The 16,384-nt window shown below is 59.0% G+C and carries 13 protein-coding genes and 1 tRNA gene; all 14 read right to left on the bottom strand.

Annotated features, from left to right (window positions below):
- Window positions 1-626: GTP-binding protein (locus tag BLR77_RS24655; protein WP_139203095.1), on the bottom strand; the 626-nt coding region annotated here is incomplete at its 3' end.
- A 30-nt stretch (window positions 627-656) separates the two neighbouring features.
- A complete protein-coding gene (gene fusA / locus BLR77_RS24650; protein ID WP_074682741.1) occupies window positions 657-2,804 on the bottom strand; it encodes an elongation factor G in 2,148 nt (715 codons plus the stop codon).
- A gap of 30 nt (window positions 2,805-2,834) precedes the next feature.
- On the bottom strand, window positions 2,835-3,305 hold the full coding sequence (gene rpsG, locus BLR77_RS24645) for a 30S ribosomal protein S7 (protein ID WP_003246741.1): 471 nt from the start codon (window positions 3,303-3,305) through the stop codon (window positions 2,835-2,837).
- Window positions 3,306-3,409: 104 nt separating this feature from the next.
- Window positions 3,410-3,781, bottom strand: coding sequence for a 30S ribosomal protein S12 (rpsL, locus tag BLR77_RS24640; RefSeq protein WP_003463319.1), 372 nt, complete (start codon window positions 3,779-3,781; stop codon window positions 3,410-3,412).
- A gap of 146 nt (window positions 3,782-3,927) precedes the next feature.
- Window positions 3,928-8,127, bottom strand: a complete 4,200-nt coding sequence (gene rpoC, locus BLR77_RS24635; protein ID WP_045736139.1) for a DNA-directed RNA polymerase subunit beta' — start codon at window positions 8,125-8,127, stop codon at window positions 3,928-3,930.
- A gap of 63 nt (window positions 8,128-8,190) precedes the next feature.
- On the bottom strand, window positions 8,191-12,264 hold the full coding sequence (gene rpoB, locus BLR77_RS24630; RefSeq protein WP_074682739.1) for a DNA-directed RNA polymerase subunit beta: 4,074 nt from the start codon (window positions 12,262-12,264) through the stop codon (window positions 8,191-8,193).
- Between the two features lie 222 nt (window positions 12,265-12,486).
- Entirely contained in the window at window positions 12,487-12,855 is a 369-nt protein-coding gene (gene rplL / locus BLR77_RS24625) for a 50S ribosomal protein L7/L12 (protein ID WP_074682736.1), read from the bottom strand.
- Between the two features lie 80 nt (window positions 12,856-12,935).
- A complete protein-coding gene (gene rplJ, locus BLR77_RS24620; RefSeq protein ID WP_037001815.1) occupies window positions 12,936-13,436 on the bottom strand; it encodes a 50S ribosomal protein L10 in 501 nt (166 codons plus the stop codon).
- Between the two features lie 211 nt (window positions 13,437-13,647).
- Entirely contained in the window at window positions 13,648-14,343 is a 696-nt protein-coding gene (rplA, locus tag BLR77_RS24615; RefSeq protein WP_074682734.1) for a 50S ribosomal protein L1, read from the bottom strand.
- On the bottom strand, window positions 14,343-14,774 hold the full coding sequence (gene rplK, locus BLR77_RS24610) for a 50S ribosomal protein L11 (protein WP_021488823.1): 432 nt from the start codon (window positions 14,772-14,774) through the stop codon (window positions 14,343-14,345). Before rplK ends, rplA begins: the two co-directional genes overlap by 1 nt.
- A 119-nt stretch (window positions 14,775-14,893) precedes the next feature.
- Window positions 14,894-15,427, bottom strand: a complete 534-nt coding sequence (gene nusG, locus BLR77_RS24605; RefSeq protein WP_004373446.1) for a transcription termination/antitermination protein NusG — start codon at window positions 15,425-15,427, stop codon at window positions 14,894-14,896.
- Between the two features lie 9 nt (window positions 15,428-15,436).
- On the bottom strand, window positions 15,437-15,805 hold the full coding sequence (gene secE / locus BLR77_RS24600) for a preprotein translocase subunit SecE (RefSeq protein WP_017675627.1): 369 nt from the start codon (window positions 15,803-15,805) through the stop codon (window positions 15,437-15,439).
- Window positions 15,806-15,847: 42 nt separating this feature from the next.
- A tRNA-Trp gene (locus tag BLR77_RS24595) sits at window positions 15,848-15,923 on the bottom strand.
- A 53-nt stretch (window positions 15,924-15,976) separates the two neighbouring features.
- Window positions 15,977-16,384, bottom strand: a 408-nt coding sequence (locus BLR77_RS24590) for an EF-Tu C-terminal domain-related protein (RefSeq protein ID WP_455550076.1), incomplete at its 5' end; no start/stop codon positions are given.

Below are 16,384 nucleotides of genomic sequence, written 5' to 3'. Positions count from 1 at the left end.
GCACGAACCGGCTCAGGGATGTAGGTATCCAGAGTTTCCACCAGGGTTTTCACCGCAGTGGTACCCATGCCGTTGTCGTCCTGGCCGTTCAGAGCCATCAGCGCGGAGCCGATGATGATCGGAGTGTCGTCACCCGGGAAATCGTAGGTGCTCAGCAGGTCGCGAACTTCCATCTCGACCAGTTCCAGCAGCTCAGCGTCGTCAACCATGTCAGCCTTGTTCAGGAAGACAACGATGTACGGTACGCCAACCTGACGGGACAGCAGGATGTGCTCACGGGTTTGCGGCATCGGGCCGTCGGCAGCCGAGCAGACCAGGATCGCGCCGTCCATCTGGGCAGCACCGGTGATCATGTTCTTCACGTAGTCAGCGTGACCCGGGCAGTCAACGTGCGCGTAGTGACGTACGGACGAATCGTACTCCACGTGTGCAGTGTTGATGGTGATACCACGAGCCTTCTCTTCCGGCGCGCTATCGATCTTGTCGAAATCAACCTTGGCCGAACCGAAAACTTCGGAGCAGACGCGGGTCAGAGCAGCGGTCAGAGTGGTTTTACCGTGGTCAACGTGACCGATGGTGCCTACGTTGACGTGCGGTTTGTTACGTTCGAATTTTTCCTTAGCCACGACAGTAAACCTCTTACTTAAAGGGCGGGATTAGCCTTGTTTTTTAACCAGCGCTTCGACGATGTTCGCCGGAGCCTCTGCGTACTTGGAGAATTCCATGGAGTAGCTGGCGCGACCCTGGGACATGGAACGGACGTCGGTAGCGTAACCAAACATCTCGCCCAGCGGAACTTCGGCACGGATAACCTTACCGGACACCGAATCTTCCATACCCTGGATCAGACCACGACGACGGTTCAGGTCACCCATCACGTCGCCCATGTAGTCCTCGGGAGTTACCACTTCCACCTTCATGATCGGCTCAAGCACCTTACCGCCGCCCTTCTGGGCCAGCTGCTTGGTCGCCATGGAGGCAGCGATCTTGAACGCCATCTCGTTGGAGTCGACGTCGTGGTAGGAACCATCGAACACGGTAGCCTTCAGGCCGATCAGCGGATAGCCGGCAACGACGCCGTTCTTCATCTGCTCTTCGATACCCTTCTGGATGGCCGGGATGTATTCCTTCGGAACCACACCACCAACAACTTCGTTGGTGAACACCAGACCTTCGGTGATGTTGCCCTTGTCGTCCACGTCCGGAGTCGAGAAACGAATCCAGCAGTGACCGAACTGACCGCGACCACCGGACTGACGAACGAACTTACCTTCGATCTCGACAGCGTCCTTGGTGATGGTTTCACGGTAGGAAACCTGCGGCTTACCGATGTTGGCTTCGACGTTGAACTCGCGCTTCATGCGGTCAACGAGGATGTCCAGGTGCAGCTCACCCATACCGGAGATGATGGTCTGACCGGTTTCTTCGTCAGTCTTGACGCGGAACGACGGGTCTTCCTGAGCCAGCTTGCCCAGTGCGATGCCCATCTTCTCCTGGTCAGCCTTGGTTTTCGGCTCTACAGCTACCGAGATAACCGGCTCCGGGAAGTCCATACGCTCGAGGATGATCGGCTTGTCCGGATCGCACAGGGTTTCACCAGTGGTGACGTCCTTCATGCCGATCAGAGCAGCGATGTCGCCAGCGCGCACTTCTTTGATCTCTTCACGCTGGTTGGCGTGCATCTGCACCATACGACCAACGCGCTCTTTCTTGCCCTTCACGGAGTTGATGACCGACTGGCCAGACTCCAGAACACCCGAGTAGACGCGGACGAAGGTCAGCGTACCAACGAATGGATCGGTAGCGATCTTGAACGCCAGAGCCGAGAACGGCGCGCTGTCATCAGCATGACGCTCGTCGTAATCGCCTTCGCCGATTTCCTCTTTCGGCTTGTCGGCCAGATCCGGGTGAATGCCCTTGATTGCAGGGATTTCAGTCGGAGCAGGCAGAAAGTCGATAACGGCGTCGAGAACCAGGGGCACACCCTTGTTCTTGAAGGAGGAACCACAGACAGCCGGAACGATTTCGCTAGCCAGGGTGCGCAGACGCAGACCGGCCTTGATTTCCTCGACGGAGAGGTCACCCTCTTCGAGGTACTTGTTCATCAGCTCTTCGTTGGCTTCGGCAGCAGCCTCGACCATGTTCGAGCGCCACTCGTTGGCCAGGTCTACCAGCTCGGCAGGAATTTCTTCCTCACGGTAGGTAGTGCCCTTGTCGTCGTCGTTCCAGTAGATAGCCTTCATCTTGATCAGATCGACCTGACCTTCGAAGTTCTCTTCTGCACCGATGGCGATCTGAATCGGTACCGGGGTGTGACCCAGACGATTCTTGATCTGACCGACGACGCGCAGGAAGTTGGCGCCCTGGCGGTCCATCTTGTTCACGTAGACGATACGCGGAACACCGTACTTGTTGGCCTGACGCCATACGGTTTCGGACTGCGGCTCAACGCCCGAAGTACCGCAGAACACAACGACAGCACCGTCGAGTACGCGCAGCGAGCGCTCTACTTCAATGGTGAAGTCAACGTGACCGGGGGTATCGATGACGTTTACGCGGTAGTTGTCGTACTGACCAACCGAACCTTTCCAGAAGGTGGTGATAGCAGCAGAAGTAATGGTAATACCACGCTCCTGCTCCTGAACCATCCAGTCGGTGGTCGCGGCGCCATCATGCACCTCGCCCATCTTGTGGCTCAGGCCTGTGTAGAACAGGATCCGCTCGGTAGTGGTGGTCTTGCCCGCGTCAACGTGGGCACAGATACCAATATTACGGTAGCGGTTAATTGCTGTATTACGAGCCATAAAGCCCTCGCAAGGTTAGTGGAGCCGGAATTAGAAGCGGTAGTGCGAGAAAGCCTTGTTGGCCTCAGCCATACGGTGCACGTCTTCACGCTTCTTGACAGCAGCGCCTTTGCCTTCAGCAGCATCCAGCAGCTCACCAGCCAGACGCAGAGCCATGGACTTCTCACCGCGCTTGCGCGCGTAGTCCACCAGCCAGCGCATAGCCAGGGCGTTACGACGGGACGGACGAACTTCGACCGGAACCTGGTAGGTAGCACCGCCTACACGGCGGGACTTCACTTCGACCAGCGGAGCGATGGCGTCGAGAGCTTTCTCGAAGATCTCCAGGGGATCGCTGTTCTTGCGTGCTTTGACAGTGTCCAGAGCACCGTAAACGATGCGCTCGGCCACGGCCTTCTTGCCGCTTTCCATCACGTGGTTCATGAATTTGGCGAGGATCTGGCTTCCGTATTTCGGATCGTCCAGGATCTCACGCTTTGCTGCTACACGACGTCTTGGCATTGATAAGCCCTCAAACGGTCTTCAGGTTAGCTCGGGACCAACGGCGAACGCCGCGCCCGACCTTACTCTTATCGACTCAACTAAATAAAAAGGATCAAGCGGCCTTATTTCGGACGCTTGGTACCGTACTTGGAACGACCCTGCTTACGGTCTTTAACGCCGGAGGTATCCAGCGAACCACGCACGGTGTGGTAGCGCACACCCGGAAGGTCTTTTACACGACCGCCACGGATCAGCACGACGCTGTGCTCTTGCAGGTTGTGGCCTTCACCACCGATGTACGAGGAAACCTCGAAACCGTTGGTCAGACGCACACGGCATACTTTACGCAGTGCCGAGTTAGGTTTTTTCGGCGTAGTGGTGTACACGCGAGTGCACACGCCACGACGCTGCGGGCAGTTCTGCAGCGCAGGTACGTCGGATTTCTCGACGATACGCTTACGCGGCTGACGTACCAGCTGGTTGATAGTTGCCATCTACTAGCTCCACTGTTGTCTTTCGACGCTCACAAATAAAGATGGCAGAGCACAGCGCCCTGCCAAATTTAGGGGTGCATGAGTCTAAAGAGACTCACACCCCCAGTCAAGGCAAAGCCCCGCTGGCGAACCAGCGAGGCCTCGACTCAATTTCCGCTGGAGTTCAGCGCTTCGGTCAGTGCGGCTTCCACCTCACTGGCGCTGACTCGTACCGGCTTGTCGGCATCACGCTTGCGCTTGCGCTCGCTGTGATAGGCCAGACCGGTACCGGCCGGGATCAGACGACCCACGACCACGTTCTCTTTCAGACCACGCAGGTAGTCGCGCTTGCCAGTAACCGCTGCCTCGGTGAGGACGCGAGTGGTTTCCTGGAAGGACGCTGCCGAGATGAACGACTCGGTGGACAGCGACGCCTTGGTGATACCCAGCAGTACGCGGGTGTACTTGGCGACGAACTTGTCCTCTTCGGCCAGACGCTCGTTCTCGCCCAGAACCTGGGTGAGCTCCATCTGATCGCCCTTGATGAAGGACGAATCGCCGGACTCGCTGACTTCGACCTTACGCAGCATCTGACGCAGGATGGTCTCGATGTGCTTGTCGTTGATCTTCACGCCCTGCAGACGGTAAACGTCCTGAATCTCGTTGACGATGTACTTGGCCAGCGCGCTCACACCCAGCAGACGCAGGATGTCGTGCGGATCGCTCGGGCCGTCGGAGATGACTTCGCCGCGGTTCACTTGTTCGCCTTCGAAGACGTTCAGGTGACGCCACTTCGGAATCAGTTCCTCGTACGGATCGCTGCCATCGGTCGGGGTGATGACCAGACGGCGCTTGCCCTTGGTCTCCTTGCCGAACGAGATGGTGCCGCTGATTTCCGCCAGGATCGAAGCTTCCTTCGGACGACGCGCTTCGAACAGGTCGGCAACGCGCGGCAGACCACCGGTGATGTCGCGGGTCTTCGAGGTCTCTTGCGGGATACGGGCGATAACATCACCGACCGCGATCTGCGCACCGTCAGCCACACCGACCAGGGCGTTGGCTGGCAGGAAGTACTGAGCGGGAACGTCGGTACCCGGCAGCAGCAGTTCCTTGCCGTTAGCATCGACCATCTTGATGGCCGGACGAATGTCCTTGCCAGCAGCCGGACGATCCTTCGGATCGAGAACCTCAATGTTGGTCAGACCGGTCAGTTCGTCGGTCTGGCGCTTGATGGTGATGCCCTCCTCCATGCCGACGAAGGTAACGGTACCCTTCATTTCGGTCACGATCGGGTGGGTGTGCGGGTCCCACTTGGCGACGATGGCGCCAGCGTCGACCTTGTCGCCTTCCTTCACCGAAATCACGGCACCGTACGGCAGCTTGTAGCGCTCGCGCTCGCGACCGAACTCGTCAGCCACAGCCAGCTCGCCGGAACGGGACACCGCCACCAGATTGCCGTCCACGCGCTCGACGTGCTTGAGGTTGTGCAGACGGATCGCACCACCGTTCTTCACCTGGACGCTGTCGGCAGCCGAAGTACGGCTTGCAGCACCACCGATGTGGAAGGTACGCATGGTCAGCTGGGTACCCGGCTCACCGATGGACTGGGCAGCGATAACGCCGACCGCCTCACCGATGTTGACCTGATGACCACGGGCCAGATCGCGGCCGTAGCACTTGGCGCAGATGCCGAAGCGGGTTTCGCAGGTGATCGGCGAACGCACGACCACTTCGTCGACGCTGTTCAGCTCGATGAACTCGACCCACTGCTCGTCGATCAGGGTACCGGCCGGAACGATGACGTCCTCGGTGCCAGGCTTGAACACGTCCTTGGCGATCACTCGACCCAGTACGCGCTCACCCAACGGCTCGACAACGTCGCCACCTTCGATGTGCGGCGTCATCAGCAGACCGTGCTCGGTGCCGCAATCGATCTCGGTCACCACCAGATCCTGCGCCACGTCGACCAGACGACGGGTCAGGTAACCGGAGTTCGCGGTCTTCAGTGCGGTATCCGCCAGACCTTTACGAGCACCGTGGGTGGAGATGAAGTACTGCAGAACCGACAGACCTTCGCGGAAGTTCGCGGTGATCGGCGTTTCGATGATCGAGCCGTCCGGCTTGGCCATCAGACCACGCATACCGGCCAGCTGACGGATCTGGGCGGCGCTACCACGCGCACCGGAGTCCGCCATCATGTACATGGAGTTGAAGGACTCCTGCTCGACGGTCTTGCCTTCGCGATCGACAACCGGCTCTTTCGAGAGGTTGGCCATCATCGCCTTGGACACTTCATCGTTGGCCTTCGACCAGAGGTCGATCACCTTGTTGTACTTCTCACCCTGGGTAACCAGGCCGGAGGCGTACTGCGATTCGATTTCCTTCACTTCCTCGGTGGCGGCATCGATGATGCGCGCCTTCTCGTCCGGGATGACGAAGTCGTTCACGCCAATCGACACACCGGAGATGGTCGAGTAAGCGAAACCGGTATACATCAGCTGGTCAGCGAAGATCACGGTGTCCTTCAGACCAACGGTGCGGTAGCACTGGTTGATCAGCTTGGAGATCGCCTTCTTCTTCATCGACTGGTTGACCACGTCGTAAGACAGGCCGGCCGGTACGATCTGGAACAGCAGCGCGCGGCCGACGGTGGTATCGACGATGCGGGTGTTCTTGGTGATGCTGCCGTCGCGGTCCTTGATGACCTCGTTGATACGCACTTTCACACGGGCGTGCAGGGACGCTTCGCCGGCGCGGAATACGCGGTCGACTTCCTGCAGGTCAGCGAATACGCGACCTTCGCCTTTGGCGTTCACGGCTTCACGGGTCATGTAGTACAGACCCAGTACAACGTCCTGCGACGGAACGATGATTGGCTCACCGTTGGCGGGCGACAGGATGTTGTTGGTCGACATCATCAGCGCGCGCGCTTCGAGCTGGGCTTCCAGCGTCAGCGGCACGTGAACGGCCATCTGGTCACCGTCGAAGTCGGCGTTGTACGCGGCGCAGACCAGCGGGTGCAGCTGGATCGCTTTACCTTCGATCAGTACCGGCTCGAACGCCTGGATACCCAGACGGTGCAGGGTCGGTGCACGGTTGAGCAGGACGGGGTGTTCGCGAATCACTTCGGCGAGAACGTCCCACACTTCCGGCAGCTCGCGCTCAACCATCTTCTTCGCAGCCTTGATGGTGGTCGCCAGACCACGCATTTCCAGCTTGCCGAAAATGAACGGCTTGAACAGCTCGAGGGCCATCTTCTTCGGCAGACCGCACTGGTGCAGACGCAGGGTCGGGCCGACGGTAATAACGGAACGACCGGAGTAGTCCACGCGCTTACCGAGCAGGTTCTGACGGAAGCGACCTTGCTTACCTTTGATCATGTCGGCCAGCGACTTCAGCGGACGCTTGTTCGAGCCAGTGATGGCGCGACCGCGACGGCCGTTGTCGAGCAGGGCGTCGACCGCTTCCTGCAGCATGCGCTTTTCGTTGCGCACGATGATGTCCGGCGCGGACAGATCGAGCAGGCGCTTCAGACGGTTGTTACGGTTGATCACGCGGCGATACAGATCGTTGAGATCCGAAGTCGCGAAGCGGCCACCGTCCAGCGGTACCAGCGGACGCAGATCCGGCGGCAGAACCGGCAGAACGGTCAGCACCATCCACTCAGGCAGGTTGCCGGAGTCCTTGAAGGCTTCCATCAGCTTCAGGCGCTTGGACAGCTTCTTGATCTTGGTCTCGGAGTTGGTCTGCGGAATCTCTTCACGCAGGCGGCCGATCTCGTGATCCAGGTCGATGGCGTGCAGCAGCTCGCGCACGGCTTCGGCGCCCATGCGCGCGTCGAAGTCGTCACCGAACTCTTCGAGGGCTTCGAAGTACTGTTCGTCGTTCAGCAGCTGACCCTTCTCGAGGGTGGTCATGCCCGGATCGATCACCACGTAGCTCTCGAAATAGAGCACGCGCTCAATGTCACGCAGGGTCATGTCCATCAGCAGACCGATACGCGACGGCAGCGACTTCAGGAACCAGATGTGGGCGACCGGCGAAGCCAGTTCGATGTGCGCCATGCGCTCACGACGAACCTTGGCCAGGGCCACTTCAACGCCGCACTTCTCACAGATCACACCACGGTGCTTGAGGCGCTTGTACTTGCCGCACAGGCACTCGTAGTCCTTGACCGGGCCAAAGATCTTGGCGCAGAACAGGCCATCGCGCTCTGGCTTGAAGGTACGGTAGTTGATGGTTTCCGGCTTTTTAACTTCACCGAACGACCACGAACGGATCATCTCAGGCGAGGCCAATCCGATACGGATGGCGTCGAACTCTTCGATCTGACCCTGGTTTTTCAGCAAATTCAGTAGGTCTTTCAAGGCCTTTCCTCCTGGCGGAGCGGGCAGCGGGCTGGACGAGCCCCGCTGCCGATTCACGTCGTGTTATTCGGTTTCCAGATCGATATCGATGCCGAGCGAACGGATCTCTTTGATCAGTACGTTGAAGGACTCGGGCATGCCCGGCTCCATACGGTGATCGCCATCCACGATGTTCTTGTACATCTTGGTACGGCCGTTCACGTCGTCCGACTTCACGGTCAGCATTTCCTGCAGGGTGTAGGCGGCGCCATAGGCTTCCAGTGCCCAGACCTCCATCTCCCCGAAACGCTGACCACCGAACTGCGCCTTACCACCCAGCGGCTGCTGGGTAACCAGGCTGTAGGAACCAGTGGAACGGGCGTGCATCTTGTCGTCCACCAGGTGGTTCAGTTTGAGCATGTACATGTAGCCGACGGTGGTCGGACGCTCGAACTGGTTACCGGTACGACCGTCGAACAGGCGCATCTGGCCGCTCTCCGGCAGATCAGCCAGCTTCAGCATGGCCTTGATCTCGGTTTCCTTGGCGCCGTCGAACACGGCAGTCGCCATCGGTACACCGCCTTTGAGGTTCTTCGCCAGCTCGAGGATCTCGGTATCGGAGAACTCGTCGAGGTTTTCCTGACGGCCACCGATCTCGTTGTAGATCTCGGCGAGGAACTTGCGCAGTTCGGCGATCTTGCGCTGCTCTTCGAGCATGCGGTTGATCTTCTCGCCCAGGCCCTTGGCCGCGAGGCCCAGGTGGGTTTCGAGAATCTGACCGACGTTCATACGCGACGGAACGCCCAGCGGGTTCAGCACGATGTCGACCGGCGTACCGTTGGCGTCATGCGGCATGTCTTCGACCGGCATGATCACCGAGACCACACCCTTGTTACCGTGACGACCAGCCATCTTGTCACCCGGCTGGATGCGACGGCGGATGGCCAGGTAAACCTTGACGATCTTCAATACGCCCGGCGCCAGGTCATCGCCCTGCTGCAGCTTGCGCTTCTTGTCTTCGAACTTGTCGTCGAGCATCTGACGGCGGTCGGAGATGTAGGCCTGAGCCTTCTCCAGCTGCTCGTTCAGGGCGTCGTCGGCCATGCGCAGTTTGAACCACTGGCCACGCTCAAGACCGTCGAGGAACTCGTCGGTGATCGCGGTGCCTTTCTTCAGACCAGCGCCGCCTTCGGCGGTAGCGCCAACCAGAGCGGAGCGCAGACGCTCGAAGGTCGCGCCTTCGACGATGCGGAACTCTTCGTTGAGGTCCTTGCGGATCTCGTCGAGCTGCATCTTCTCGATGGACAGGGCGCGCGAGTCGCGCTCCACGCCATCACGGGTGAAGACCTGCACGTCGATGACGGTGCCCTTGGTGCCAGTCGGCACACGCAGGGAGGTGTCCTTAACGTCGGACGCCTTCTCACCGAAGATCGCACGCAGCAGCTTCTCTTCCGGCGTCAGCTGGGTCTCGCCTTTCGGGGTGACCTTACCGACCAGGATGTCGCCCGGGCCCACTTCGGCACCGACGTAGACGATACCGGCTTCGTCCAGCTTGTTCAGCGCCGCTTCGCCAACGTTCGGAATGTCAGAGGAGATCTCCTCTGGGCCGAGCTTGGTGTCACGCGCCACACAGGTCAGTTCCTGAATGTGGATGGTGGTGAAGCGGTCTTCCTGAACCACGCGCTCGGACAGGCAGATGGAGTCTTCGAAGTTGAAGCCGTTCCACGGCATGAACGCAACGCGCATGTTCTGACCCAGCGCCAGTTCACCCATGTCGGTGGACGGACCGTCAGCCATGATGTCGCTGCGCGCCACCTTGTCACCCTTGCTCACCAGCGGGCGCTGGTTGATGCAGGTGTTCTGGTTGGAGCGGGTGTATTTGGTCAGGTTGTAGATGTCGACACCGGCTTCGCCAGTTTCAACTTCGTCATCGTTGACACGAACCACGATACGGCTGGCGTCGACCGAGTCGATCACACCACCACGACGGGCCACGACGCAGACGCCGGAGTCACGGGCGACGTTGCGCTCCATGCCGGTACCTACCAGCGGCTTGTCGGCACGCAGAGTCGGTACAGCCTGGCGCTGCATGTTCGAACCCATGAGGGCGCGGTTGGCGTCGTCGTGCTCGAGGAACGGAATCAGCGAGGCAGCGACGGAAACGACCTGCTTCGGCGACACGTCCATCAGGGTGACGTCTTCCGGCGCCTTGACGGTGAATTCGTTGAGGTGACGTACGGCTACCAGCTCGTCGATCAGCTGACCCTTGTCGTTCAGGGTGGCGGATGCCTGGGCGATAACGTGGTCGGCCTCTTCGATGGCGGACAGGAACACGATCTCGTCGGTGACCTTGCCTTCGTTGACCACACGGTACGGGCTTTCCAGGAAGCCGTACTGGTTGGTGCGGGCGTAGGCAGCCAGCGAGTTGATCAGACCGATGTTCGGACCTTCCGGCGTTTCGATCGGGCACACGCGACCATAGTGAGTCGGGTGTACGTCGCGGACTTCGAAGCCAGCACGCTCGCGAGTCAGACCACCTGGGCCGAGTGCGGAGACGCGGCGCTTGTGGGTGATCTCGGACAGCGGGTTGTTCTGGTCCATGAACTGCGAGAGCTGGCTGGAACCGAAGAACTCTTTCACTGCTGCCGCAACCGGCTTGGCGTTGATCAGGTCTTGCGGCATCAGGCCTTCGCTTTCAGCCATCGACAGACGCTCTTTGACCGCACGCTCGACACGTACCAGGCCAACGCGGAACTGGTTCTCGGCCATCTCGCCGACGCAACGCACGCGACGGTTACCCAGGTGGTCGATGTCGTCGACGATGCCCTTGCCGTTACGGATGTCGACCAGGGTCTTCAGTACGGCAACGATGTCTTCCTTGCTCAGCACGCCCGAACCTTCGATCTCGGTACGACCGATACGACGGTTGAACTTCATGCGGCCAACGGCGGACAGGTCGTAACGCTCGGCACTGAAGAACAGATTGTTGAACAGGGTCTCGGCAGCGTCCTTGGTTGGCGGCTCGCCCGGACGCATCATGCGGTAGATCTCGACCAGCGCTTCGAGCTGATTGGTGGTGCTGTCGATCTTCAGCGTGTCGCTGATGAACGGACCACAGTCGATGTCGTTGGTGTACAGAGTCTCGAAACGAACTACCTGAGCCTTGGCCATCTTGACCAGCAGATCGGCGGTCAGCTCGGTGTTGCACTCGGCGATGATCTCGCCGGTAGCCGGGTGCACGATCGCCTTGGCAGTGGTACGGCCAATGACGTAGTCGAGCGGAACTTCCAGCTCTTTGATGCCAGCCTTGTCCAGCTGGTTGATGTGGCGGGCAGTGATACGACGGCCCTGCTCCACGATCACCTTGCCGCTGCCGTCCTTGATGTCGAGAACGGCGACTTCGCCGCGCAGACGCTGCGGAACCAGCTCCAGGCTGAGGCTCTCGCCCTTAACGTGGTACACGTTGGTGTCATAGAAAGCATCCAGCACTTCTTCAGTGCTGTAGCCCAGCGCGCGCAGCAGGACGGAAGCCGGCAGCTTGCGGCGACGGTCGATACGCACGAATACCGCATCCTTCGGGTCGAACTCGAAGTCCAGCCAGGAACCGCGGTAAGGAATGATACGAGCGGAGTACAGCAGCTTGCCCGAGCTGTGGGTCTTGCCACGGTCGTGGTCGAAGAACACACCCGGCGAACGGTGCAGCTGGGAAACGATCACGCGCTCGGTACCGTTGATGACGAAGGTACCGTTCTCGGTCATGAGCGGAATTTCGCCCATGTACACTTCTTGCTCTTTGATGTCCTTGATCGCTTTGTTCGACGATTCTTTGTCGAAAATGATCAGGCGCACTTTCACGCGCAGCGGCACGGCGAAGGTCACGCCACGCAGGACGCACTCCTTGACGTCGAACGCCGGTTCGCCCAGGCGATAGCCGACGTACTCCAGGGCGGCGTTGCCGGAGTAGCTGATGATCGGGAATACCGATTTGAAGGCCGCATGCAGGCCGATGTCGCGGAACTGTTCCTTGCTCACCCCTTGCTGCAGGAATTCGCGGTACGAATCCAGCTGGATGGCCAGGAGGTAAGGCACATCCATGACATCCGGCAACTTGCTAAAGTCCTTGCGGATACGTTTTTTCTCAGTGTATGAGTAAGCCATCAGCGTTCCCCAGCTTGGTCACCTGCTTGTTTGGCCAGCGCCGGCGGCGATGACCAGAAAATCGTGCAAACCCTCGGTTTGCAACCGCCTCTCTCGGGCGGGGTCTTTCGGCTCCAGGCCGGTTGCTGAACAACCAACCTAGAACGGAAAAAGGCCGGTGGCAAAAGCCACCAGCCATCAGCCTTGTGCGAGTCGCTCGGGCTGTAGACGCAAGGTACGAACTTACTTGAGCTCGACCTTGGCGCCAGCTTCTTCCAGCTTCTTCTTGGCGTCTTCAGCAGCTTCTTTGGTCAGACCTTCAGCGACGACCTGAGGAGCGGTGTCAACCTTCTCCTTGGCTTCTTTCAGGCCCAGACCGGTCAGCTCGCGAACGGCCTTGATCACGTTCACTTTCTTGTCGCCGGCTTCAACCAGAACAACGTTGAACTCGGTCTGCTCTTCAACAGCGGCAGCGGCAGCAGCCGGGCCAGCGGCAACAGCGGCAGCAGCGGTAACGCCGAAGGTTTCTTCCATCGCTTTGATCAGCTCAACGATTTCCATAACGGATTTCTGGCCGATAGCTTCGATGATTTGCTCGTTAGTCAGAGACATGACTATCAATTCCTGTATTGGGGTGACGGCCTACGCGACCATCAAATTAAACGTTTGATTTCGAAAGAGCTCACGCCGCCTCAGGCAGCAGCAGCTTCTTTCTGGTCGCGAATGGCTGCCAGAGTGCGAGCGAGTTTGCTGGTGGCGCCTTGAATAACGCTCATCAGCTGGGCGATGCCCTCGTCGCGGGTCGGCAGACTTGCCAGTACGTCGATCTGGTTTGCTGCGAGGTACTTGCCCTCGAACGCAGCTGCCTTGATCTCGAACTTGTCCTGACCCTTGGCAAAATCCTTGAACAGACGAGCAGCAGCGCCCGGGTGTTCGTTGGAGAAAGCGATCAGGGTCGGGCCTTTGAACACGTCGTTGAGCACGTCGAACTGAGTGCCTTCAACGGCGCGCTTGAGCAGGGTGTTACGCACGACTTTCACGTACACACCAGCTTCGCGGGCCTCTTTACGGAGTCCGGTCATTGCGCCGACGGTCACGCCACGGGCATCAGCCACGACAGCGGACAGACCGGCTTTGGCAGCCTCGTTGACTTCAGCGACGATGGCCTTCTTGTCTTCGAGTTTAATTGCCACGGGTTTACTCCTGGTTTTTACCGTATCGCCGAACCGAGGTTCAGCGGCGTTTTGGTGTCTGATTCGGTAACGAATCGGGAGCACCATCTGCGTAGGCCATCAGGCGAACCTGACATTTAAAACGCGAGTCACCTACGGTCTTGGATAGCCCCCGCCAGGCAGGGACCCCAATCTTTCAAAGCCGGCAGCTCACGGCTACCGGCCCAATCACTTACGCGTCGAGCGAAGCCTGATCGATGATCAGACCCGGACCCATGGTGGTGCTCAGGGTCACACGCTTGACGTAGATGCCTTTCGAAGTCGACGGCTTCAGACGCTTCAGGTCAGACAGCAGGGCTTCCACGTTCTGCTTCAGCGCAGCGGCTTCGAAGCCGACCTTGCCAACGGAGGTGTGGATGATGCCGTTCTTGTCGGTACGGAAACGTACCTGACCAGCCTTGGCGTTCTTGACAGCGGTAGCGACGTCCGGGGTAACGGTGCCGACTTTCGGGTTCGGCATCAGACCGCGCGGGCCCAGTACCTGGCCCAGCTGGCCAACAACACGCATGGCGTCCGGGGAAGCGATGACGACGTCGTAGTTCAGATCGCCAGCCTTCATTTCGGCAGCCAGATCGTCCATACCAACCTTGTCAGCACCAGCAGCCAGAGCAGCTTCAGCGCCCGGGCCCTGGGTGAACACGGCAACGCGGACGGTCTTGCCAGTGCCGTTCGGCAGAACGGTGGCGCCACGTACGACCTGGTCGGATTTACGCGGGTCTACACCCAGGTTCACGGCGACGTCGAAGGACTCGACGAATTTGGCAGCAGGCAGCGAAGCCAGCAGAGTTGCCGCTTCTTCGAAGCTGTAGGCCTTGCCTGCTTCGATTTTTTCGGCGATGGCCTTTTGGCGCTTGGTCAACTTAGCCATTACACACCCTCCACGTTCAGGCCCATGCTACGAGCGGAGCCGGCGATGGTGCGCACGGCCGCATCCAGGTCAGCGGCAGTCAGATCAGCCTGCTTGGTCTTGGCGATCTCTTCCAGCTGAGCACGGGTAACGGTGCCTACTTTGACGGTGTTCGGACGAGCGGAACCGCTGGACAGGCCTGCGGCCTTCTTCAGCAATACCGATGCCGGGGTGCTCTTGGTTTCAAAGGTGAAGCTGCGGTCACTGTAAACGGTGATGATCACAGGAGTCGGCAGACCAGGTTCCATGCCCTGAGTCTTGGCGTTGAACGCCTTGCAGAATTCCATGATGTTCACGCCGTGCTGACCCAGAGCGGGACCCACGGGTGGCGACGGGTTTGCCTGACCGGCTTTAACCTGCAGCTTGATATAAGCCTGAATCTTCTTAGCCATTAGCTACTCCAATTTCGGGTTCGAACGCCTGACGGCTCCCCGAGGTTACTTACGCATTTATCCCAGTGACGACAAAACCCCGCAGCCTAAGGCTGCGGGGTGAGGGATGCTTATGTCAGTTATGCCTTCTCGACCTGACTGAACTCCAGCTCGACCGGGGTGGAGCGACCGAAGATGGTCACAGCAACCTGGATGCGGCTCTTCTCGTAATTCACTTCTTCGACCACGCCACCGAAATCGGCGAACGGGCCATCGACAACTCGCACCATCTCGCCCGGCTCGAACAGAGTCTTGGGCTTCGGCTTGTCACCGCTATCGGCAACACGACGCAGGATGGCTTCGGCTTCTTTTTCAGTGATCGGTGCCGGCTTGTCGGCCGTACCACCAATAAAGCCCATGACGCGCGGCGTATCCTTGATCAAGTGCCAAGTCGCCTCGTTCATTTCCATCTGCACCAAAACATAGCCAGGGAAGAACTTGCGCTCACTCTTGCGCTTCTGACCATTGCGCATCTCGACCACTTCTTCAGTGGGAACGAGAATCTCGCCAAAGTCATCTTCCATACCAGCCAGTTTCACGCGCTCGATGAGCGAGCGCATGACATGCTTCTCGTAACCCGAGTAAGCATGCACGACGTACCAACGCTTAGCCACGAGACACCCTTAACCAACAATCAGGGAAACAAGCCAACCGAGCAGGGAATCGAGCCCCCACAGCAGCAGCGCCATCACAAGAACAACCGCAACCACGATCAGCGTGGTCTGCATGGTTTCCTGGCGGGTCGGCCAAACGACTTTACGAATCTCGACGCGCGCCTCTTTCAGCAGCACCGCGAACGCTTGACCACGAGCAGTCTGAAACGCCACGAAAGCAGCAACAGCACCCAACGCAACCAAGCCCAGAACACGATACAGAACCGGCTCAGCAGAGAAGTACTGATTACCGACAACACCCACAGCAACCAGGGCAGCGACAACCAGCCACTTGACCAGATCAAAGCGAGAGTCTTTGGCTTCAGCCTTAACATTCATTCGAGAGGATCCTGTGAAAGACACGCCAGATTCGTTAGAAAATGGCAGGTCAGGAGGGAATCGAACCCCCAACCTGCGGTTTTGGAGACCGCCGCTCTGCCAATTGAGCTACTGACCTAAAGCAAAATCAGGCCGACCATTATGCCGGCCTGAGAGGAACAGATCAACCGATTACTCGACGATCTTGGCAACCACGCCAGCACCAACGGTACGGCCGCCTTCGCGAATCGCGAAGCGCAGACCATCTTCCATGGCGATCGGCTTGATCAGGGTGACAACCATTTTGATGTTGTCGCCCGGCATTACCATCTCAACGCCTTCCGGCAGTTCGCACGAACCGGTCACGTCAGTGGTACGGAAGTAGAACTGCGGACGGTAGCCCTTGAAGAACGGGGTGTGACGACCACCTTCTTCCTTGGACAGAACGTACACTTCAGCTTCGAACTTGGTGTGCGGCTTGATGGTGCCCGGCTTGGCCAGAACCTGACCACGCTCGACTTCATCACGCTTGGTGCCGCGCAGCAGTACGCCGCAGTTCTCACCAGCACGACCTTCGTCCAGCAGCTTGCGGAACATCTC

It is taken from the genome of Ectopseudomonas alcaliphila (genome assembly GCF_900101755.1).
Taxonomy (GTDB): domain Bacteria; phylum Pseudomonadota; class Gammaproteobacteria; order Pseudomonadales; family Pseudomonadaceae; genus Aquipseudomonas; species Aquipseudomonas alcaliphila.
This window is presented reverse-complemented; position numbering and strand designations above follow the sequence as displayed.